Raw genomic sequence first — 19392 nt, forward strand, 5'->3', positions numbered from 1 at the left:
GATTCAACGGAGCCGACTTGCCGACGAGTGGTATCTGACCCACACTGGCTCCATGATACTCGAACGCCGCAAAACCCCTCGGCCGGTCAAGGTCGACGACTTCTTCGTCCCGGCGCTCTGCGAACCGGAAGCCCTGCTCGTGCTGGTGGTGCTGGCCGAGCTGCTGGTCCTGGTCCTGGTCCTGGCGGAGCCCTTCACCCTGCAGTTCAACTGGATCCGGCTGGCGCTGGTGTCGCTGTTCGTGCAATGGATCGTGCTGCTGTCGGCGGCGCTGCTCTGTCGCCTGCGGCCCTGGCTCGCGCGGCATCGCCCGGTGGTGGCTGGCGGCTTCTGCTGCGCCATCGTGGTGGCCCTGACCCTGCTCTGCACCCTGGTGGCCGACTGGCTGCAACTGGCCGGTCCGCTGCAGCGGACCGGCGAGGTGCGGCTGTACATGCGCCATGCACTGATCGCCCTGATCATGTCCATGCTGCTGCTGCGCTACTTCTGGCTGCAGAGCCAGTGGCGCCGCCAGCAGCAGGCCGAACTGCACGCGCGTATCGAGTCCCTGCAGGCGCGCATCCGTCCGCACTTCCTGTTCAACAGCCTGAACAGCATCGCCAGTCTCATCGCTCTGGATGCGGACAAGGCCGAGCGCGCGGTGCTGGACCTCTCGGCCCTGTTCCGTGCCAGCCTGGCCCAGCCCGGCACCAAGGTGCGCTGGTCCCAGGAACTGGAGCTGTCGCGCCGCTACCTGGAGATCGAACGCCTGCGCCTGGGTGATCGCCTGCAACTGCAGTGGGACGTGGACGGAGTGCCGGCGGATCTGCCGATTCCCCAATTGACTCTGCAGCCGCTGCTGGAAAACGCCCTGATCTACGGCGTCGCGCCGCGTATCGAAGGCGGTTTGGTAACCATCTTCGCCACCTACCGAGAAGGGGTGTTCGAACTGGTGATCAGTAACCCCTACGATCCCGAGGTGGAGCAGCAGCCCCGCCCGCCAAAGGGTACTCGTCAAGCTTTGAGCAATATCGAGGCGCGATTAACGGCACTTTTCGGACCAGCTGCGAGTCTCAAAATCGAACGCCGCGACCAGCGGCATACAACGTCTCTTCGCTATCCATGCGAGCGACTCATGCGGGAAGCCTGAGCTTATGAATGTCCTGATCGTCGATGACGAACCCTTGGCGCGCGAGCGTCTGGCCCGTCTGGTGGGGCAACTGGACGGTTATACCGCCCTGGAGCCAACAGCCACCAACGGTGAGGAAGCCCTCGCTTTGGTCGAAAACCTCAAGCCTGACATCGTCCTGCTCGACATCCGCATGCCGGGTCTGGACGGTTTGCAGGTGGCCGCGCGACTCTGCGAGCGCGAATCGCCGCCCGCGGTGATCTTTGTGACCGCTCACGATGAATACGCGCTCGACGCCTTCCAGGTGAGTGCCGTTGGCTATCTGGTCAAGCCGGTGCGCCAGGAAGACCTGGCTGCCGCCTTGGGCAAGGCCCAGCGTCCGAACCGGATGCAGCTCGCCGCCCTGACCAAGCCGCCGGCCAGCGGTGGTCCGGGGCCGCGCAGCCATATCAGCGCCCGGACCCGCAAGGGTATCGAGCTGATTCCGCTGGACGACGTGGTTTACTTCATCGCCGACCACAAATACGTGACCCTGAGACACTCGGGTGGCGAGGTCCTGCTGGACGAACCACTCAAGGCTCTGGAAGACGAATTCGGCGAGCGCTTCGTACGTATCCACCGCAATGCGCTGGTCTCCCGCGAGCGCATCGAGCGTCTGCAGCGCACCCCTCTGGGCCACTTCCAGCTGTTCCTCAAGGGCATGAACGGCGATGCCCTGACCGTCAGCCGCCGCCATGTGGCCGGTGTGCGCCGCCTGATGCACAGCATCTGACGTCGCTTCCGGGTCGATGACTGGCGCGTAGCGGGGGAGGGGCGCCGGTCGACCTGCTATCATGGCCGGCAATCTGACGTGCCGGTAATGCCCATGCTCCGCGAAATCCGTATCGCCACGCGCCAGAGTGCCCTGGCACTGTGGCAAGCCGACTATGTGAAAGCCCGCCTCGAAGCGGCGCATCCGGGATTGCGGGTGAGCCTGCTGCCCATGACCAGTCGCGGCGACAAGCTGCTCGACGCGCCGCTGGCCAAGATCGGCGGCAAGGGTCTGTTCGTCAAGGAGCTGGAAAACGCCCTGCTCGACGGCAGCGCCGACATCGCCGTGCACTCCATGAAGGACGTGCCCATGGAATTTCCCGCGGGCCTTGGGCTATACGCCATCTGCGAGCGGGAAGACCCGCGCGACGCCTTCGTCTCCAATCGCTATGCGCGACTCGCCGATCTGCCCCAGGGCAGTGTGGTCGGTACCTCTAGCCTGAGACGCCAGGCCCAGTTGCTGGCCCTGCGGCCGGACCTGGAGATCCGCTTCCTGCGCGGTAACGTCAATACCCGCCTGGCCAAGCTTGACGCCGGCGACTATGACGCCATCATCCTGGCCGCCGCCGGCCTGATCCGCCTGGGCTTCGCCGAGCGCATCCGTGAATCCCTGACCGTCGAAGACAGCCTGCCCGCAGGTGGCCAGGGTGCCGTGGGCATCGAATGCCGGACCGACGATGCCGAGGTCCATGCCTTGCTCGAACCCCTGCACCATTTCGACACCGAGCGCCGAGTCGCTGCGGAACGCGCCCTGAATCGTCGCCTCAACGGCGGCTGCCAGGTGCCCATCGCCTGCTATGCCGTGCAGGAAGGCGAGCTGCTCTGGTTGCGTGGGCTGGTCGGCCAGCCCGATGGCGGCCTGCTGCTGCGCGCCGAAGCCCGTGGTCCCGTCAACGATCCGGCTGGTCTCGGTGTAGCCGTGGCCGAAGACCTGCTGGCCCAGGGCGCCCAGGGCATTCTCGACGCCGTTTACGGGGCCTCCGGCGCATCATGAGCGCCTGGCGATTGCTGCTGACCCGGCCGGCGGAGGAGAATCCACCCCTGGCCACCGCCCTGGCCGCGGCGGACATCGCCAGTGCCAGTCTGCCGCTGCTGGAACTCCAGCCGCTGGCGGAAACCCCCGAGCAGCGCACCCTCTGGCTCGATCTGGACCGCTATGCCGCCGTGCTGGTGGTGAGCAAGCCGGCCGCTCGCCTGGGGCTCGCCGCCCTGGACCGCTACTGGCCGCAACCCCCGTTGCAGGCCTGGTTCGCCGTGGGCGCGGCCACTGCCGCCGTGCTCGAAGACTATGGACTGCAGGTGCATCATCCCCAGCGCGAAGACAGCGAAGGCCTGCTGGCGCTGCCGGCCTTGCAGGAAGCCCTGCAGCGCCCGGAACCCGAGGTGCTGCTCCTGCGCGGGGAGGGCGGCCGTGATCTGCTGGTCGAAACCCTCACCGCCCGCGGCGCGCGCGTCGAGGTACTCGAACTCTATCGCCGCCAGTGCCCGGAGTACCCGCCAGGGCAGGTCCTAGAGACCCTGGCAGCGGAACGCCTGAATGCCATCATGGTCAGCAGTGGGCAGGGTTTCGCGCATCTGCAGGCCTGTGCGGGTGCGGACTGGCCCGCGGTGCGCCGTTATCCCCTGCTGGTACCCAGCGCCCGTGTGGCCGAACTGGCTCGCGCCAGCGGCTGCGAACTCATCATCGAGTGCCAGGGCGCCAGCGCCAGCGCCTTGATCACCGCGCTTGCCCATCACCATCCGGATTGACCCTACAAGGAATTCCCGTGAGCGAAACTCAAGCCCCCCGCGCCGACGACGTCTCTCCCGATCCAGTCGTGACTCCCGCCTCGCCGCCGCCGCCCCCCCCTCCGGCGGGTGCGCGCCGCAAGGGGTCGGGCAAGGCGTCCGGTCTGGCGCTGCTGGCCCTGCTGGTAGCCGCCGGTGGCCTGGGTGTCGGTGGCTGGAGCGTCTGGCAACTGCAGCAGGTGCGGCAGGCCGAGCAGGGCCAGGCCGCCCAGGCCGAGGATCTGCGCAGCCAGCTGCGCCAGCTGGAAATGCGCAACCAGGCCTTGAGTGCCGATCTGGGGCGTCTGCCTTCGGCCAACGAGCTGGAAGAGCGTCGCCGTCAGTTGGGCGCGCTGCAGGGCGATCAGCAGCACCTCGCCGAGCAGTTCAAGGAGGTGGTCGGCCAGAGTCGCCAGGCCTGGCGCCTGACCGAAGCCGAGCACCTGCTGCGCATGGCGACTCTGCGCATGGTCGCGCTGCAGGATGTGCCCAGCGCCCAGAATCTGCTGCAGGGCGTCGATGACATCCTCAAGGCGCAAAACGATCCGGCCGCCTTCAACGCGCGCCAGCAGGTGGCCAATGCCCAGCAGACCCTGCGTCAGTTGCCTGATCTGGATCGTACCGGGCAGTTCGTCCAGTTGGCCTCGCTGCGCAACCAGGTGCAGAGCCTGGAGCCCCTGCCGCCGCGCTTCTCCACCACGGTGGCCGACCAGCCCGGCGTGGAAAAGGCCGCGGTCCCGCCGAGCAACGCCCTGCAGCAATGGTGGCAGGATTTCCGCCAGCGCATCTCCAGCTATTTCCGCATCGACTTTTCCGCCGACCAGCCGATCCGTCCGCTGCTGGCCGAGGAGTCCCTGGCCCAGGTGCGCCTGGCCATGAGCCTGGCACTAGAGCAGGCGCAGTGGGCCGTGCTCAACGGCAATCAGGAGGTCTATCGACTCGCCATCGAGCAGGCCGAAGATGTCCTCGCCGCCCACTTCAACAATCAGAATCCCGACAGCCGTGCGGTCAAGCTGCGCCTGCAGGAGCTGGCCGAGCGGCCGGTCACCTTCGAAGCGCCTGACCTGACGCCGGCCCTGACCGCGCTGCAGGCTTACATCGCGCAACGTCAGCAAATCCAGCCGAACAATGCCGCCGCCGGCGCGGCTCAGGAGAATCGCCCATGAAGCGCCTGTACCTGCTGTTCCTGTTCGCCCTGCTCGTCGGCCTGGGCGTTGCCGTGGTGCTGGCCAAGGAGCCGGGCTACGTGCTGCTGTCCTACAGCAACTTCCGCTACGAATCGAGTCTCTGGGCCTTTCTAGCCCTGCTGGTGGCGGTCTGGCTGGCGCTCTACATCCTCAAGCTGGTGCTGGGCGCCCTGGGCCTGACCGGCAAGGTGCTCAACCCCTGGTCGCGGCACAACCGCCAACGCCGTCTGGAGCAGGCGCGCCACAAGGGCCAGCTGGAACTGGCCGAAGGCAACTGGAGCGGTGCGCTCAAGCACCTGAAGGGCGCCGCCGAGCACGCCGACCAGCCGCTGTTCGTGCTGCTGGGTGCAGCCCGCGCCGCCAACGAACTGGGCGATCTGGAAGAGCGCGATCGTCTGCTGCGCCAGGCCCGCGAGCGTGAGCCCCAGGCCGACCTGGCCATCGGCCTGCAGCAGGCCCGGCTGCAGATCGATCGTGGCCAGTACCTGGAAGCCCGCGACAGCCTGGCGCCGTTGCAGGCCAAGTATCCGAAGAATGGCGAGGTGCTGCTGCAGCTGCAGCGCCTGCAGGTGACCCTGCGCGACTGGCCGGCGTTGATCGCCCTGTTGCCTCAGCTGCGTAAGCAGCAGGTCTTGCGGCCCCAGGAGCAGGACGACCTGGAACGCAAGGTCTGGATCGCCACCCTCGACGAGGTCCCCGCCCAGGGCGCGGAATCGGCGGTGGATGCCCAGTGGCAGCAGGTACCGACGGCGCTCAAGGGCGATGCCTCGGTGGTGCTGGCCTATGCCCGTCAGCTGCGTGCCATAGGCCGCGACGATCTGGCCGAAGAGGTCTTGCACATCACCCTCAATCGCCAGTGGGACGAGCGTCTGGTCGAACTCTATGGCCAATTGCGTCCCCGTGACGCCAGCCGGCCGCTGCACCATGCCGAAGGCTGGCTCAAGGATCGGCCCCAGGATCCGGTGCTGCTGCTGGCCCTGGGGCGGCTGTGCATGAACAACCAGCTGTGGGGCAAGGCGCGTGAGTACCTGGAGCGCAGCCTGGCGCAGCGGCCGTCTGCCGTTACCGCCGGCGAACTGGCCCGGGTGGCCATCCAGCTTGGCGATGTGAACCGCAGTCAGCAGCTCCTGCAGAGTCAATGGCGCGAGTCGGATGCCACGTCGCTGCCGACCCCCAGGGTCTGACGGCGCGTCTCGTCTACCCGGGTCCTTGAAAGGTGCCCGGGCTTTCACTACCGTAACGTCCCAATTCCTTGCTGGAGACGGCGCGTCCGTGAATAGTCCCCGCTTCATCTTTCTGTTCATGGCCGCCACCTGTGCGGTGCTCATGGGTGTCGGTCTCTATCTTGAACACGTGGTCGGCCTCGAGCCCTGCCCACTGTGCGTCGTGCAGCGGATCTTCTTCATCCTGGTCGGGGTGGTGGCGCTGATCGCGGGCATCCAGGCGCCCGGCAAGCGTGGGCGGCGCATCTATGGCGTGGTCCTGCTGCTGCTGGCCGCGGCCGGCGCCGCCACCGCGGGTCGCCAGGTCTATCTGCAGACGGTACCGGCGGAAGAGCTGGCGGCTTGCCTGCCAAGCCTGGACTACATGATGCAGGCACTGCCCTTCCAGGAGATCATCCGCCTGGTGCTGCACGGCACCGCCGACTGCGCCGAGGTCAACTGGACGCTGTTCGGCCTGAGCATCCCGGAATGGAGCCTGCTGGCCTTCGTGGTGCTCATGGCCTTGAGCCTGATCAAGATCTTCCGCCGTCGCTAATGTGGTGTTTCTGAAGTTCGCGCAAGAGTTGGCGAGTGATTTCTGTTCGGTTCGGCGCCCCGAATGGACTAGGCGCCGGGGCGAGTCATAGCAGGGCTATGGCGAGGAGTGGCAACGACGTCCAAGGCGGTCCGCCGCTGCGGAGAAAAAGCGCCGCCAAAATTGTGGAGGTAACTTCTGAAATACCACACCAGGCCTTTCTCCGAGCAACGGCACTCGCCTGGCGGGACGATGTCGGTATAGTTCCTGATAACAGCCGGGTGCCTGCGCCCGGATCGTTTCGCCCGCATAGAGAGCTGCCGTCATGCTAGAAACCTGCCGCAATGCCCAGGAACGCTGGGGTGGGGTCCACCAGCTGATCGACCGCTGGCTGATTGCCCGCCGCGAGCTGGTGACCGCTTATGAAACCCTGGACATGGAGCCCCTGCTGGCACCGGTACGCGAGGTGAGCGAACTGGAGCGACTCTGCGACATGCTGGTCGACTACATGTCCACCGCGCATTTCGAGATCTACGAGCAACTGGTGGCCGAAGCCCGGGAATTCCAGGACGAGCGCGCCATCGAGTTCGCCGACAGCGTCTATCCGCGCCTGCAGGCCCTGACCGACGCCGCGCTGAACTTCAACGACAGATTCGAGCGCGGGGCCTATCGGGACCCGGGTCTGCTGACCATCGAACTCAAGCTGTTGGGTGAAACCCTGCGCGAGCGCTTCGAGCTGGAAGACTGCCTGATCGAGGTGCTGCACACCTCGCACCAGCAACCGCGGCTGGCGTCAGTCTAGACCCGGATCGCTCGTGCCGCCTCGGCCAGCAGGTCGAGGTCCGCTGGCACTGCCTCGCGCGGTGCCAGTGCATGCAGCCAGCCCCTTGAGTCCTGCGCATCGCGGCACGGCCAATGTCCGGCCAGTCGCGCCAGGCGGGCGAGCTGTTCACGCTCCGCGGCCAATTCCAATCCCTTGAGCTGTTCGCGCAGCGCCGCCAGGCGTTCGTCGGCGCCGGACGGCGCCTTCCAGGCCTGCCGCAACTGGCGCAGGGGGCGCACCACCGTGTCCTGCCAGTGCTGCGAGGCGCGCTGCAGCCGGGTCAGCCCCTCGGCATCCAGGGCGCAGGCGCGCCGATCCAGCCAGAGCGCCGTCAGCACCAGGCAGACATCGGCGCCAGCCTCCTGCAGACGCAAACAGGCGCCTTCCACGCCGGGCCGGGCGTATACTGCCAACGCGAATTCCCACAGGTCCTCTTGCATGTCCGCCTCCCCATTCGTGGGTGGTGGAGCTGCTACACTCCGCCGCCATGATCCGACTACAGAACCTTACTCTACAGCGTGGTCCCCAGCGTCTGCTCGAAAGCGCTGAGCTGACCCTGCATCCCGGCCAGAAAGCCGGTCTGATCGGTGCCAATGGCGCCGGCAAATCCAGTCTGTTCGCCCTCCTGCGTGGGCAGCTCGGGGCCGACGCCGGTGACTGCCACATCCCGGCGGCCTGGCGCATCGCCCACATGCGCCAGGAGGTGGATACCCTGGAACGGCTGGCGGTGGACTATGTGCTGGACGGCGACATCGACCTGCGCCGCATTCAGCGCGAGCTGGCGGCGGCCGAAGCCGCCCAGGACGGCAACGCCCTCGGCCGGCTGCATGCCGACTTCGAGGCCGCCGACGGCTATACCGCCGATGCCCGGGCGCGCAAGCTGCTGGCCGGTCTGGGCTTCACCGCCGCACAGATGGAGCGCCAGGTCGGCGACTTCTCCGGGGGCTGGCGGATGCGCCTGAACCTGGCCCAGGCGCTGATGTGCCCCTCGGACCTCCTGCTGCTGGACGAACCCACCAACCACCTGGATCTGGACGCCATCCTCTGGTTGGAAGACTGGCTCAAGGGCTATCCCGGCACCCTGATCCTGATCTCCCACGACCGCGACTTCCTCGATGCCGTGGTCGATCATGTGGTGCACCTGGACCAGCAGAAACTGGTGCTCTATCGCGGCGGCTATTCCAGCTTCGAGCGCACCCGCGCCGAACGCCTGGCGCAGCAGCAGCAGGCCTACGACAAGCAGCAGGCCCAGCGCGCCCACATGGAGAAGTACATCGCCCGCTTCAAGGCCCAGGCCACCAAGGCCCGTCAGGCGCAGAGCCGGATCAAGGCCCTGGAGCGCCTGGAAGAGCTGGCGCCGGCCCATGTCGACTCCCCCTTCGAGTTCGTCTTCCGCGAGGCAGACAAGCTGTCCAGCCCGCTGCTCGATCTGGCCGAGGGTCGGCTCGGCTACGGCGAGACCACCATCCTGCATCCGGTCAAGCTGCAACTGACGCCGGGCGCACGGATCGGTCTGCTCGGCCCCAATGGCGCCGGCAAGTCGACCCTGATCAAGACCCTGGCCGCGGAACTCGAGCCCCTCGGCGGCCGGCTGCAGCGTGGTGAGAACCTGGCCATCGGCTATTTCGCCCAGCATCAGCTCGATTCGCTGGACGCCAAGGCCAGTCCGCTGCTGCACCTGCAGCGCATCGCCCCCGGCGAGCGCGAGCAGAGCCTGCGCGACTTTCTCGGCGGCTTCGATTTCCGCGGGCCGCGCTGCGACGAAGCGGTGCTGAATTTCTCCGGTGGCGAGAAGGCGCGCCTGGCCCTGGCGCTGATCGCCTGGCAGAAGCCCAACCTGCTGCTGCTGGACGAACCCACCAACCACCTGGACCTGGACATGCGCCTGGCCCTGACCCTGGCCCTGCAGGAATTCGCCGGGGCGGTGCTGGTGGTCTCCCACGACCGTCACCTGCTCAAGAGCACCACCGACGAATTCCTGCTGGTGGCCGATGGCAAGGTGCAGGCCTTCGACGGTGATCTGGACGACTACAGCCGCTGGCTGGTGGATTTCCGCGCCCGTCAGGAGCCAGGCCTCGCCGCCGGCGAGGGCGCCGCGGTCGACAAGACCGATCGCAAGGCCCAGCGCCAGGCCGCTGCCGCCCTGCGCCAGCAGCTGGCGCCGCTGAAGAAGACCGCCGACAAGCTGGAAGCCGAACTCGGCAAGCTGCAGGAAAAACTCGCCGCCCTGGAAGCTCGGTTGGGTGACAGCGGCCTCTATGACGCGGCCCGCAAGGAGGAGCTGCGCCAGGCGCTGGCCGATCAGGCCGCCGCCAAGACCCGCGAGGCCGAACTGGAAGAGCAGTGGCTGGAGGCCCTGGAACGGCTGGAAAGCCTGCAAGCCGAACTCGAGGGGGCCTGATGATCGAGTGGCTGCACACCTGGCTACCGGGTTGGGGCGACTACCTGCTGGTGGCCGGCCAGGTCGCCCTGGTGCTGCTGATCGGCTACGTGCTGCAGCGCATCGTGGCCCGCACGGTCACCGGCCTGGGCGAGCGCTATCCGCTGCCGCCGCAGATCGTCCTGGGGCTGCGCGGGACCCTGCGCTGGTTGATCATGGGCAGCGCCATCCTTATGGCCCTGGAGCGCTTCGGGGTGTCCGCGGCGGTGCTCTGGACGGCCATCTCCGGTTTCGTCGCCGTGGCCGCGGTGGCCTTCTTCGCCATCTGGAGCGTGCTCTCCAACCTGTTCTGCGCAGTGCTGATCTTTACCGTCGGACCCTTCCGCCTGGGTGATCGCATCGAGGTGCTGGACGCCTCGGACAAGCCCGGCATCAAGGGCCGGGTGGTGGCCATCAACATGCTCTTCGTGACCTTGCAGGAACTGGACGACAACCAGGAGGGCGCACTGGTGCAGATTCCCAACACCCAGTTCTTCCAGAAGTCGGTACGCCGTTGGCGCGATGCCGATGGCTCCTTCGATTTCCATCTCGACAGGTGAACCCATGAGTCTGCAGGTCTGGACCGGTTTCTTCATCGCCTGCTGGATGATCAGCCTCTCGCCAGGTGCAGGCGCCGTTGCCTCCATGAGCGCAGGCGTCAACCACGGTTTCCGGCGTGGCTACTGGACGGCGCTGGGCCTGCAGCTGGGCCTGGCGCTGCAGATCGCCGTGGTCGCCGTGGGCGTCGGCGCCTTGCTGGCGACCTCGCAGCTGGCCTTTACCCTGATCAAGTGGTTCGGCGTGGCCTATCTCGCCTACCTGGCCATCCGCCAATGGCGCGCCGCGCCGCTGGACCTGGGTGAGCAGCTGGTCGGCGAACGTCTGCCACCGCGGATCGGCGCCCTGGTCATGCGCGGCTTCCTGGTCAACGTGAGCAACCCCAAGGCGCTGATCTTCCTGCTCGCGGTGTTGCCGCAATTCGTCGATCCCCAGGCGCCCCTGGCTGCGCAGTATCTGCTCATCGGGGTGACCATGGTCACCGTCGACCTGATCGTGATGGCCGGCTACACCGGTCTGGCCGCCCGGGTGCTGACCCTGCTGCGCACGCCAAGACAGCAGCGCATCACCAACCGGGTATTCGCCAGCCTGTTCCTCGCCGCGGCCGCGTTGCTGTCCACGGTGCGCCGCGCCGCGGTGTGAAGCCAGGCGCTACCAGACTACCGGGTGCCCCTGCCAATCCCAGAAGCTGCCGGTCTCGGCCGGCGTTCGTGCGGCCAGCACCTCCAGCAGCCGTGCTGCCGCATAGGCTGGGGTGAACAGCCTGTCGGCCGGTACCCGGGCCTGGAAGGGGCGGGACAGCGCCGTGTCGGTGGTGCCAGGGTGCAGGGCCAGCACGCAACTCTGAGGGTTGAGCCGGGCGAGTTCGATGCTGGCGCAGCGCAGGCCCTGGTTGAGTGCGGCCTTGGCCATCCGATAGCCGTACCAGCCGCCCAGCTGATTGTCGCCGATGGAGCCGACCCGCGCCGAGAGCGCGGCGATCTGACAGGGGTGCTGGCCCTTGAGCAGGGGCGTCAGCTGGCGGATCAGCAGCAGCGGCAGCACGGCATTGGCCAGATAGCTTTCCAGCAGTCCGGCCTGGTCCACCTGCGCCAGGCTCTTCTCGGCGCGCGCCCGCTCGCCCTGCAGCAGCCCAGAGGCGCACAGCAGCAGATCCAGGCGTGGCGTCTCGGCCGCCAGCCGGGCCGCCAGGTCGGTTGCGGCCAACGGATCGAGGTCGAGTCGGCACAGCCGCGGGCCATGTCGCCGTGCCAGTGCGGCCAGGGCCTCATGCGTCTCGGCGTGGCGCGCGCAGGCCCAGACCCGCGCGACGTCGTCGCGGGCCAGCAGCTGCTCGCACAGGGCCAGGCCAAGGCCGCCGGTGGCGCCATACACCAGCGCCTGGGCAGGTTGCTCCAGGCGTTGCCAGAAGGTCATGGGGAGCTCCAATCCGATCGCTATCCCTGTCCGACCGCACCGCTGCGCTGGGGTGCGTCGCCGCGGCGCGGTATCCTGGGCTTTTGCCGGAGAAATCCCTCGTGATCCTGTGGATCGATGCCGATGCCTGTCCACGCGCCGCCAAGGAGCTGGTCTGCAAATTCGCCCTCAAGCGCAAGCTGGAGGTGGTGCTGGTGGCTGGCCAGCCACAGATCAAGCCGCCCTTCGCCTGCGTACGCCTGGTGGTGGTCCCCAGCGGACCGGATGCCGCCGACGACCACCTGGTCGAGCAGGCGCAGCCGGGTGACCTGGTGATCTGCAGCGACATCCCCCTGGCCGATCGGCTGGTGAAGAAGGGCGTGGTCGCCCTCGATCCGCGTGGCCAGGAATTCGATGAGCGCAACATGGGCCAGCGCCTGGCCATGCGCAATCTGATGACCGATCTACGCGACCAGGGGCAGATGGGTGGGGGCCAGGCCGGCTATGGTGAGCGTGATCGCCAGGCCTTCGCCAGTGCCCTGGATCGGCTGATCACCCGCCTCCAGCGCAGCGCCGCGGGCTAGCTGCGATCTGCAGCCGGCTAGGCCGGCACGGACGCGATGGCGGATTGCTGCAGCCAGGTGCGCAAGTGCGGCAACGGCATGGGTCGTCCGAACAGGTAGCCCTGCATGAAGTTGCAGTCATTGGCCTGCAGGAACTGGCGTTGCTCGACGGTTTCCACCCCTTCGGCGACGACATTGAGGCCCAGCTTGTGGGCCATGGCGATGATCGCCGCGGCGATGGCCATGTCGTTGCTCTGCTTGGGAATGGTGCGGACGAAGGCGCGATCCACCTTGAGCGAGTCCACGGGCAGCCGGCTCAGGTAGGCCAGGGACGAATAGCCGCTGCCGAAATCGTCGATGGACACCCGCACGCCCAGGGTACGGATTTCGTTGAGTACCTCAACGGCGACGTTGAGGCTGTGCATCAGCGCATTCTCGGTCACCTCGAGGATCAGTGCCGACGCCGGCAGATCCTCGGCCTGCAGCGTCCGGGCAATGGCTTGAGGCAGCAGCCGATCGCTCAGATTCAGCGCCGAGCAATTTACCGATACCCGTAGGGCCGCATGGCCTTCGCGATGCAGCTGGGCCAAATCGGCGCAGGCCTGGCGCATCACCCAGCCATCCAGGTCGGCGATCAAGCCGGTCTCCTCGGCGACGCGGACGAAGCGCTCGGGACTCAGCGGACCCAGCACCGGATGCTGCCAGCGGACCAGGGCCTCCAGGGCCACCGGAGCACCGGCGGGGTCGACGATGGGCTGATAGGCCACATGCAGGCCGCCCTGGCTCAGGGCATGGCGCAGGTCCATCTCCAGGCTGAGCAGGTCGTCGGCATCGCGCTGGAGTTCGGTGGTGAATCTCTGGCTGCGATTGCGCCCGCTGCGCTTGCAATGGCCGACCGCAAGGCCCGCACTGCGCAGCAACTGGCCGGCATTGGCACCGTCCTGGGGATAGTGGGCGATACCCAGGCTGAAGGTCATGGCGATACGCTGTCCGGCCAGCTCGAAGGGCGGTCGCAACTGCTCCAGCAGGCGCATGGCCAAGGGCTGGCTATCGCCGCGCTGGCCGAGGGGCAGCAGCAGGCTGAATTCGTCACCGGCATAGCGGGCCAGTGGCAGATCGTTATCGAGGACCGCGCGGATCCGTTGCGCCATCTGGATCAGCAGTTCATCGCCCAGGGCATGGCCGAGGCTGTCGTTGATACGCTTGAAGTGGTCGATGTCGAGCATCAGCAGGGCGAACTGCTCACCGGTGCGGGCCTGGCCGATGGCCCGGTCGACGGTCTGGATGAAGCTGCCGCCGTTGAGCAGGTGGGTGAGGGGATCGTGCAGGGTGATCTGGTCGAGGGTGGTCGAGACCCGCTCCAGCCGCAGGCGCTGGGCATGGAAGCGTTCGCCGGCCCAGGCCGCGAGCAGGCCGACCATGATGATGAACAGGGTGCCGAGGGCGATGCCCGTGCCCAGCTCCAGGTGCTGATTCACTTCCGCCAGGCCGTCGGGTTCGAAGCCGATGGGTACGGCCAGGGTCAGGGCGGCCATGCCGGTGAAGTGCATGGAGACGATGGCGAAGCCCAGGACCAGGCTGCCCAGCAGGCGCAGCCAGAAGGTCCTGATACCGGTCCTGCCACGCAGGCGGAAGGCCAGCAGCAGGGCGCCCAGGGAGGCGAGGCTGGCGATCATCACCGAGACCACCACCAGCAGCGGATCATAGAGCTGTACGGCGACCGATTGCATGGCCAGCATGCCGGTGTAGTGCATGGTCGCGATGCCCAGGCCGGCAGCCAGGGCGGCGAGCAGGTACTGAGGTGCGGTGAGGGATTCACGCCCGATCAGATGCATGACCGTGTAGGACACGGCGATGGCGATCAGCAACGAGGCCAGGGTCTGCCACGGCGCGTAGTGCACATGGATGCCGATCTTGAACGACAGCATGGCGAGGAAGTGCATCGACCAGATGCCGCCGCCCAGGGCGATGGCGCCGATCAGCTTGGCCAGCTCGCTGCCGCGACGGGAGCGGCTATTGGTGACCCAGTCGGCCATGGCCAGGGCGGTATAGCCGGCGGCGCTGGCGATCAGGTACGACAGGACCACGAGTACGCTTTCGTACTCGTTGGCAGCCAGGATCTGATGGCCGGGGGGAAGCAAGGTGGAGAAGTTCAGCATGCTCGATCGCCAGCTTGCCGCACGGGGCGTTGAAAGAGGTTGATGCTCAGGGCATCGGCAGCGCTGACCGAGCCTTTAATCCGGTTTCGATAGACGTACCGAGTAAAGAGCTGGCTGGCAATCAGGTCTTGGGCGTACGGCTGCGTCGCCACAGCCAGAGCAGCAGCCCGATGACTACCAGACCGCCCAGCACCATCAGTTCATAGCGCTTGAGATTGCCCAGCACGCCTTCGAGGACGGCACCGAAGTGGTAGGCGGCATAGCCTAGCACCGTGGCCCAGACGATGGCGCCGATGCCATTGAGGATCAGGTAGCGCGCCGGGGGATAACCCGACAGGCCGATCGCCACCGGCATCACCGTGCGCAGGCCATAGACGAAGCGAAAGCTGAGCACCCAGAGATCCGGGTGGCGCCGGATATGCGCCAGGGCCTTCTCGCCAGCGGCTTCCCATTTGGGTTTACGCGCCAGCAGTTTGCGCCCGTGGCGGCGGCCGAGGAAATACCAGAGCTGATCGCCGGCGTAGCTGCCGCAGAAGGCGACCAGGATTACCGTCTGGATGTTCATGTAGTCGCGAAAGGCAAGAAAGCCGGCCAGCACCAGAATGGTTTCGCCCTCGAAAAAAGTACCGAGAAAAAGGGCGAAATAGCCGAAATCGTGGAGGAATTGCTGGAGCATTCGGCGCTACACGAGGTGGATAAGGATGGCGCAGCCTACCCCGGTTGGAGTCTGGAAAGAAAGTGTGACGAACTTCCGTCCGCCGGGTGCCAGACGGTCAGTCCGCGATTTCCATGCGACTCTGTGTCACGCCGGGTCCAGCCGGCGTCTGCCTTGGATAGCACCTATAGGCACACCATATTGTCATCCGTTGTTACCAATCGGTCATGATTGTGGCCTATAACCCCTCACACTGACCCGTGATCCGGGTCCGGGAGTCGATCGTGAGTTTTACCCCCATCAACCGTAGCTATCCTGCCACTCGCATGCGTCGTCAGCGCCGTGACGAGTTTTCCCGTCGCCTGATGCGCGAGCATGTGCTGACGGTGGATGACCTGATCCTGCCGGTCTTCGTGCTCGACGGTGAAGGCCGCCGCGAGGCGATCCCCTCGATGCCTGGCGTCGAGCGGCTGTCCATCGACCTGCTGCTGGAAGAGGCCGCCGAGCTGGTGGCGCTGGGGATTCCCGCGGTCGCGCTGTTCCCGGTCACGCCCACCGAGCGCAAGTCGCTGGACGGCGCCGAGGCCTACAACCCCGACGGTATCGCCCAGCGCGCCACCCGTGCCCTGCGCGAGCATTTCCCGGAACTGGGGGTGATCACCGACGTGGCCCTGGATCCCTTCACCACCCACGGCCAGGACGGCATCCTTGACGAGCGCGGCTACGTGCTCAACGACATCTCGGTCGAGGTGCTGGTCAAGCAGGCGCTGTCCCATGCCGCTGCCGGGGCCCAGGTGATCGCGCCCTCAGACATGATGGACGGTCGCATCGGCGCCATCCGTGCCGCCCTGGAAGACGCCGGTTATCACAACGTGCAGATCATGGCCTACTCGGCCAAGTACGCCAGTGCCTACTATGGGCCGTTCCGCGACGCCGTTGGCTCGGCCGCCAATCTGGGTAAGGGCAACAAGGCCACCTACCAGATGGATCCGGGCAACAGTGACGAGGCGCTGCACGAGATCGCCGGCGATCTGGCCGAGGGTGCCGACTCGGTGATGGTCAAGCCGGGCATGCCCTATCTGGACATCGTCCGCCGGGTCCGCGAGGAATTCCGCGTGCCGACCTTCGTGTACCAGGTGAGCGGCGAGTACGCCATGCACATGGCCGCGATCCAGAACGGCTGGCTGTCCGACGCCGTCATCCTCGAGTCGCTCTTGGCCTTCAAGCGTGCCGGGGCCAACGGCATCCTCACCTATTTCGCCAAGCGCGCCGCCCAACAACTTTGCCAGGGGCCTTCGCGTTCCTAAGGAGCTTCAATGAGTAGCCAGGATTTCGTCGAAACCGATCTGCAACAGTCCGTCGCCGCCGAGTCTCCAGAATCCACGGAAGAGACGCTGGCGCTGGACGCCGAGGTGCCGGCCCCCGCCGAATTGCCGGCCGTGCCTAGCGTGCCGGCGGCCAATGTGGATGACAGCAGCCTCTACATCCATCGCGAGTTGTCGCAGCTGCAGTTCAACATCCGGGTGCTGGAGCAGGCCCTCGACGAATCCTATCCGCTGCTCGAACGGCTCAAGTACCTGCTGATCTTTTCCAGCAACCTGGACGAGTTCTTCGAGATCCGCGTGGCGGGCCTGAAGAAGCAGATCACCTTCGCCCGTGAGCAGGCCGGCGCCGACGGCCTGCTGCCGCACCAGGCGCTGGCGCGCATCAGCGACATCGTCCACGGCCAGGTGGAGCGGCAGTACGCCATCCTCAATGACGTGCTGCTGCCGGCCCTGGCCGAGCAGCAGATCCGCTTCATCCGTCGGCGTTACTGGGACGTCAAGATCAAGGCCTGGGTGCGCAAGTTCTTCCGCGACGAGATCGCGCCCATCATCACCCCCATCGGCCTGGATCCGACCCACCCCTTCCCGCTTCTGGTGAACAAAAGCCTCAACTTCATCGTCGAGCTGGAGGGCATGGACGCCTTCGGCCGCGACTCGGGCCTGGCCATCATCCCGGCGCCGCGCCTGCTGCCGCGGATCATCCGGGTGCCGGAGGAAGTCGCCGGTCCCGGGGACAACTACGTCTTCCTGTCCTCGATGATCCACGCCCATGCCGACGATCTGTTCCCCGGCATGAAGGTCAAGGGCTGCTTCCAGTTCCGTCTGACCCGTAACGCCGATCTCTCGGTGGACACCGAGGATGTCGAAGACCTGGCCCGCGCCCTGCGCGGCGAGCTGTTCTCTCGGCGCTATGGCGATGCGGTACGGCTCGAGGTGGTGGACATCTGCCCGAAACACCTCACCGACTACCTGCTCAAGCAGTTCGGCCTGGGCGAAAACGAGCTGTACAAGGTCAACGGCCCGGTCAACCTGACCCGGCTGTTTTCCATCACCGGCCTGGACAGCCACCCGGAGCTGCAGAACGCCCCCTTCACCCCGACCATTCCCAAGCTGCTGCAGAAGAAGGACAACCTCTTCAACGTGCTGGGCAAGCTCGATGTGCTGCTGCTGCACCCCTTCGAGTCCTTTACCCCGGTGATCGACCTGATGCGCCAGGCGGCCAAGGACCCCAACGTCCTGGCGATCAAGCAGACGCTCTACCGCAGCGGCGCCAACTCCGAGATCGTCGATGCCCTGGTGGACGCGGCGCGTAGCGGCAAGGAGGTGACCGCGGTCATCGAATTGCGCGCGCGTTTCGACGAGGAGTCCAACCTGCAGCTGGCCAGCCGCCTGCAGCAGGCCGGCGCCGTGGTCATCTATGGCGTGGTGGGCTTCAAGACCCACGCCAAGATGATGCTGATCCTGCGCCGCGAGAACGGCGAGCTGCGCCGCTATGCCCACCTGGGCACCGGCAACTACCACGCCGGCAACGCCAAGCTGTACACCGACTACAGCCTGCTGACCGCCGACGTGGCCCTCACCGAGGACGTGCACAAGCTGTTCAACCAGCTGATCGGCATGGGCAAGACCCTGCGCATGAAGAAGCTGTTGCACGCGCCCTTCACCCTGAAGAAGAACCTGCTGGAGATGATCAACCGCGAAGCGGTGGCGGCCAGCGAGGGGCGCCCGGCGCAGATCATGGCCAAGGTCAACGGCCTCACCGATCCCAAGGTCATCCGCGCCCTCTACAAGGCCAGCCAGGCCGGGGTGAAGATCGACTTGGTGGTGCGCGGCATGTGCTGCCTGCGTCCGGGCGTACCGGGCGTGTCCCACAACATCCAGGTGCGCTCCATCATCGGCCGCTTCCTGGAGCACAGCCGCATCTACTACTTCCTCAACGGCGGCGACGAGAAGCTCTATCTCTCCAGCGCCGACTGGATGGAGCGCAACCTCGACATGCGCGTCGAGACCTGCTTCCCGGTGGAAGGCAAGAAGCTCATCAGCCGGGTCAAGAAGGAGCTGGAAAGCTACCTCACCGACAACACCCAGGCCTGGGTGCTGCAGGAAGACGGCAGCTACGTGCGGCAGTCGCCGACCGGCAACCAGAACGCCCGTAGCGTGCAGGCGACGCTGCTGGAGCGGCTGGCCAGTCCGGTGGTGAATACCCGCTGAGGGAGTTTCGGGCCCATGCCGCCATGGGCCCTGACCGTTCCGTAGGTTGGGCTGAGCGCCAGCGAAGCCCAACGTTGCGGTACTTCAGCTCGGCTTTATTGGTGCCATAGCTGCTTATCGAACTCTGCAGATTGCTCTTGTTTCGCCCACCCGGGCGAGTCACTTTTGCCAGTCGCAGCTGCGCGCCCCGGACAAAAGTAACCAAAAACGCTTGCCCCGGACATCCGGCCCTCCGCTGCGCCTCGGGTGACTCGCGTTGCTCGCCCTTCGGGCCAGCCTGCGGCTGTTACTTCGCTACGCTACGTTTCGCTCACCCCAGCGCCGTTCCGGGGTCGGCCTGCACGGGCCGTCCATGGCCCGTTAGGCCTCTCGCCGCATCCATGCGGCTCGACCCACTCCACGACGCTAGGGTTCGTCCTCCTGAACGGGGCGATTTCGCCAGCCTGAAAGTTTTGGTTGAAAAACCAGAGCCGACTAGTAGCGTGGACAACAGCCAAGTCTTGTCCACTGATGACGTCGGTATTCACCTGTGGAAAACGCTGCGCGGTTTTCCACGCTACGAATCCGCTCTAGTTCTCTCTGTAAACACTGTGGCCTCCGGCTGGCGCCCTGTCCCCGTCAGTGAGGCCGAGTTCCGGTGTCGTGGCGGGGGTTGCGAGGCAGGACGCCGAGCAA

The 19392-nt window shown here is 66.3% G+C and carries 18 protein-coding genes; 14 read left to right on the forward strand and 4 right to left on the reverse strand.

Annotated features, from left to right (window positions below; genetic code table 11):
- Positions 1-52 precede the first annotated feature (52 nt).
- From BMZ43_RS10985 to BMZ43_RS11020, 8 genes are all read left to right on the forward strand, one after another.
- Positions 53-1129, forward strand: coding sequence for a sensor histidine kinase (locus BMZ43_RS10985; protein ID WP_017639393.1), 1077 nt, complete (start codon positions 53-55; stop codon positions 1127-1129).
- Between the two features lie 4 nt (positions 1130-1133).
- Positions 1134-1880: a LytR/AlgR family response regulator transcription factor gene (locus BMZ43_RS10990; RefSeq protein ID WP_017639394.1), complete on the forward strand. Its 747-nt coding sequence runs from the start codon at positions 1134-1136 to the stop codon at positions 1878-1880.
- 93 nt (positions 1881-1973) lie between these two features.
- The gene (gene hemC / locus BMZ43_RS10995; RefSeq protein WP_017639395.1) at positions 1974-2912 is read left to right on the forward strand and encodes a hydroxymethylbilane synthase; all 939 of its coding nucleotides are present in this window, start codon (positions 1974-1976) and stop codon (positions 2910-2912) included.
- Positions 2909-3667, forward strand: coding sequence for a uroporphyrinogen-III synthase (locus tag BMZ43_RS11000; protein ID WP_093253343.1), 759 nt, complete (start codon positions 2909-2911; stop codon positions 3665-3667). The genes hemC and BMZ43_RS11000 overlap by 4 nt, the downstream gene beginning before the upstream one ends.
- Positions 3668-3684: 17 nt before the next feature.
- The gene (locus tag BMZ43_RS11005) at positions 3685-4851 is read left to right on the forward strand and encodes a uroporphyrinogen-III C-methyltransferase (protein WP_017639397.1); all 1167 of its coding nucleotides are present in this window, start codon (positions 3685-3687) and stop codon (positions 4849-4851) included.
- Entirely contained in the window at positions 4848-6056 is a 1209-nt protein-coding gene (locus BMZ43_RS11010; RefSeq protein ID WP_093253348.1) for a heme biosynthesis HemY N-terminal domain-containing protein, read from the forward strand. Before BMZ43_RS11005 ends, BMZ43_RS11010 begins: the two co-directional genes overlap by 4 nt.
- Before the next feature lie 88 nt (positions 6057-6144).
- On the forward strand, positions 6145-6630 hold the full coding sequence (locus tag BMZ43_RS11015; protein ID WP_017639399.1) for a disulfide bond formation protein B: 486 nt from the start codon (positions 6145-6147) through the stop codon (positions 6628-6630).
- 304 nt (positions 6631-6934) lie between these two features.
- On the forward strand, positions 6935-7411 hold the full coding sequence (locus BMZ43_RS11020; protein WP_017639400.1) for an Rsd/AlgQ family anti-sigma factor: 477 nt from the start codon (positions 6935-6937) through the stop codon (positions 7409-7411).
- On the opposite strand, the gene BMZ43_RS11025 is transcribed toward BMZ43_RS11020, so the two are convergent.
- Positions 7408-7872 (reverse strand): TIGR02444 family protein, encoded by a 465-nt coding sequence (locus BMZ43_RS11025; RefSeq protein WP_064307789.1) that lies wholly within the window; start codon positions 7870-7872, stop codon positions 7408-7410. The two genes, BMZ43_RS11020 and BMZ43_RS11025, sit on opposite strands and share 4 nt — an antisense overlap.
- Positions 7873-7919: 47 nt before the next feature.
- Between BMZ43_RS11025 and BMZ43_RS11030 the strand changes: the two genes are divergently transcribed.
- The 3 genes from BMZ43_RS11030 to rhtB are packed head-to-tail and all read left to right on the forward strand — an operon-like array spanning position 7920 to position 11051.
- Positions 7920-9833: an ATP-binding cassette domain-containing protein gene (locus BMZ43_RS11030; protein WP_017639402.1), complete on the forward strand. Its 1914-nt coding sequence runs from the start codon at positions 7920-7922 to the stop codon at positions 9831-9833.
- Positions 9833-10411 carry a mechanosensitive ion channel family protein gene (locus BMZ43_RS11035; RefSeq protein WP_017639403.1) on the forward strand — a complete coding sequence of 193 codons (579 nt, stop codon included), beginning with the start codon at positions 9833-9835 and terminating at the stop codon, positions 10409-10411. The genes BMZ43_RS11030 and BMZ43_RS11035 overlap by 1 nt, the downstream gene beginning before the upstream one ends.
- A 4-nt stretch (positions 10412-10415) precedes the next feature.
- On the forward strand, positions 10416-11051 hold the full coding sequence (gene rhtB, locus BMZ43_RS11040; RefSeq protein ID WP_093253353.1) for a homoserine/homoserine lactone efflux protein: 636 nt from the start codon (positions 10416-10418) through the stop codon (positions 11049-11051).
- A gap of 9 nt (positions 11052-11060) precedes the next feature.
- Here rhtB and BMZ43_RS11045 read toward each other — a convergent pair whose 3' ends face one another.
- Entirely contained in the window at positions 11061-11825 is a 765-nt protein-coding gene (locus tag BMZ43_RS11045; protein ID WP_093253357.1) for an SDR family NAD(P)-dependent oxidoreductase, read from the reverse strand.
- A 101-nt stretch (positions 11826-11926) separates the two neighbouring features.
- Between BMZ43_RS11045 and BMZ43_RS11050 the strand changes: the two genes are divergently transcribed.
- Positions 11927-12388 carry a YaiI/YqxD family protein gene (locus tag BMZ43_RS11050; protein ID WP_093253361.1) on the forward strand — a complete coding sequence of 154 codons (462 nt, stop codon included), beginning with the start codon at positions 11927-11929 and terminating at the stop codon, positions 12386-12388.
- Between the two features lie 17 nt (positions 12389-12405).
- Here BMZ43_RS11050 and BMZ43_RS11055 read toward each other — a convergent pair whose 3' ends face one another.
- Entirely contained in the window at positions 12406-14526 is a 2121-nt protein-coding gene (locus tag BMZ43_RS11055; RefSeq protein WP_093253365.1) for a putative bifunctional diguanylate cyclase/phosphodiesterase, read from the reverse strand.
- 121 nt (positions 14527-14647) lie between these two features.
- A complete protein-coding gene (locus tag BMZ43_RS11060; RefSeq protein ID WP_017639408.1) occupies positions 14648-15202 on the reverse strand; it encodes a DedA family protein in 555 nt (184 codons plus the stop codon).
- A gap of 263 nt (positions 15203-15465) precedes the next feature.
- On the opposite strand from BMZ43_RS11060, the gene hemB reads away from it, so the two are divergent.
- Positions 15466-16488, forward strand: coding sequence for a porphobilinogen synthase (gene hemB, locus BMZ43_RS11065; RefSeq protein ID WP_017639409.1), 1023 nt, complete (start codon positions 15466-15468; stop codon positions 16486-16488).
- Positions 16489-16497: 9 nt separating this feature from the next.
- Positions 16498-18717: a polyphosphate kinase 1 gene (gene ppk1, locus BMZ43_RS11070; protein WP_017639410.1), complete on the forward strand. Its 2220-nt coding sequence runs from the start codon at positions 16498-16500 to the stop codon at positions 18715-18717.
- Positions 18718-19392 lie beyond the last annotated feature (675 nt).

It is taken from the genome of Pseudomonas sp. Snoq117.2 (assembly GCF_900110545.1).
GTDB lineage: Bacteria > Pseudomonadota > Gammaproteobacteria > Pseudomonadales > Pseudomonadaceae > Chryseomonas > Chryseomonas benzopyrenica.

Excerpts from the sequence above, each read along its gene's own strand:
- BMZ43_RS10985 (WP_017639393.1), top strand. The coding sequence starts at position 53 with ATGATACTCGAACGCCGCAAAACCCCTCGGCCGGTCAAGGTCGACGAC.
- BMZ43_RS10990 (WP_017639394.1), top strand. The coding sequence starts at position 1,134 with ATGAATGTCCTGATCGTCGATGACGAACCCTTGGCGCGCGAGCGTCTG.
- hemC (WP_017639395.1), top strand. The coding sequence starts at position 1,974 with ATGCTCCGCGAAATCCGTATCGCCACGCGCCAGAGTGCCCTGGCACTG.
- BMZ43_RS11000 (WP_093253343.1), top strand. The coding sequence starts at position 2,909 with ATGAGCGCCTGGCGATTGCTGCTGACCCGGCCGGCGGAGGAGAATCCA.
- BMZ43_RS11010 (WP_093253348.1), top strand. The coding sequence starts at position 4,848 with ATGAAGCGCCTGTACCTGCTGTTCCTGTTCGCCCTGCTCGTCGGCCTG.
- BMZ43_RS11020 (WP_017639400.1), top strand. The coding sequence starts at position 6,935 with ATGCTAGAAACCTGCCGCAATGCCCAGGAACGCTGGGGTGGGGTCCAC.
- BMZ43_RS11025 (WP_064307789.1), bottom strand. The coding sequence starts at position 7,872 with ATGCAAGAGGACCTGTGGGAATTCGCGTTGGCAGTATACGCCCGGCCC.
- BMZ43_RS11030 (WP_017639402.1), top strand. The coding sequence starts at position 7,920 with ATGATCCGACTACAGAACCTTACTCTACAGCGTGGTCCCCAGCGTCTG.
- BMZ43_RS11035 (WP_017639403.1), top strand. The coding sequence starts at position 9,833 with ATGATCGAGTGGCTGCACACCTGGCTACCGGGTTGGGGCGACTACCTG.
- rhtB (WP_093253353.1), top strand. The coding sequence starts at position 10,416 with ATGAGTCTGCAGGTCTGGACCGGTTTCTTCATCGCCTGCTGGATGATC.
- BMZ43_RS11045 (WP_093253357.1), bottom strand. The coding sequence starts at position 11,825 with ATGACCTTCTGGCAACGCCTGGAGCAACCTGCCCAGGCGCTGGTGTAT.
- BMZ43_RS11055 (WP_093253365.1), bottom strand. The coding sequence starts at position 14,526 with ATGCTGAACTTCTCCACCTTGCTTCCCCCCGGCCATCAGATCCTGGCT.
- BMZ43_RS11060 (WP_017639408.1), bottom strand. The coding sequence starts at position 15,202 with ATGCTCCAGCAATTCCTCCACGATTTCGGCTATTTCGCCCTTTTTCTC.
- ppk1 (WP_017639410.1), top strand. The coding sequence starts at position 16,498 with ATGAGTAGCCAGGATTTCGTCGAAACCGATCTGCAACAGTCCGTCGCC.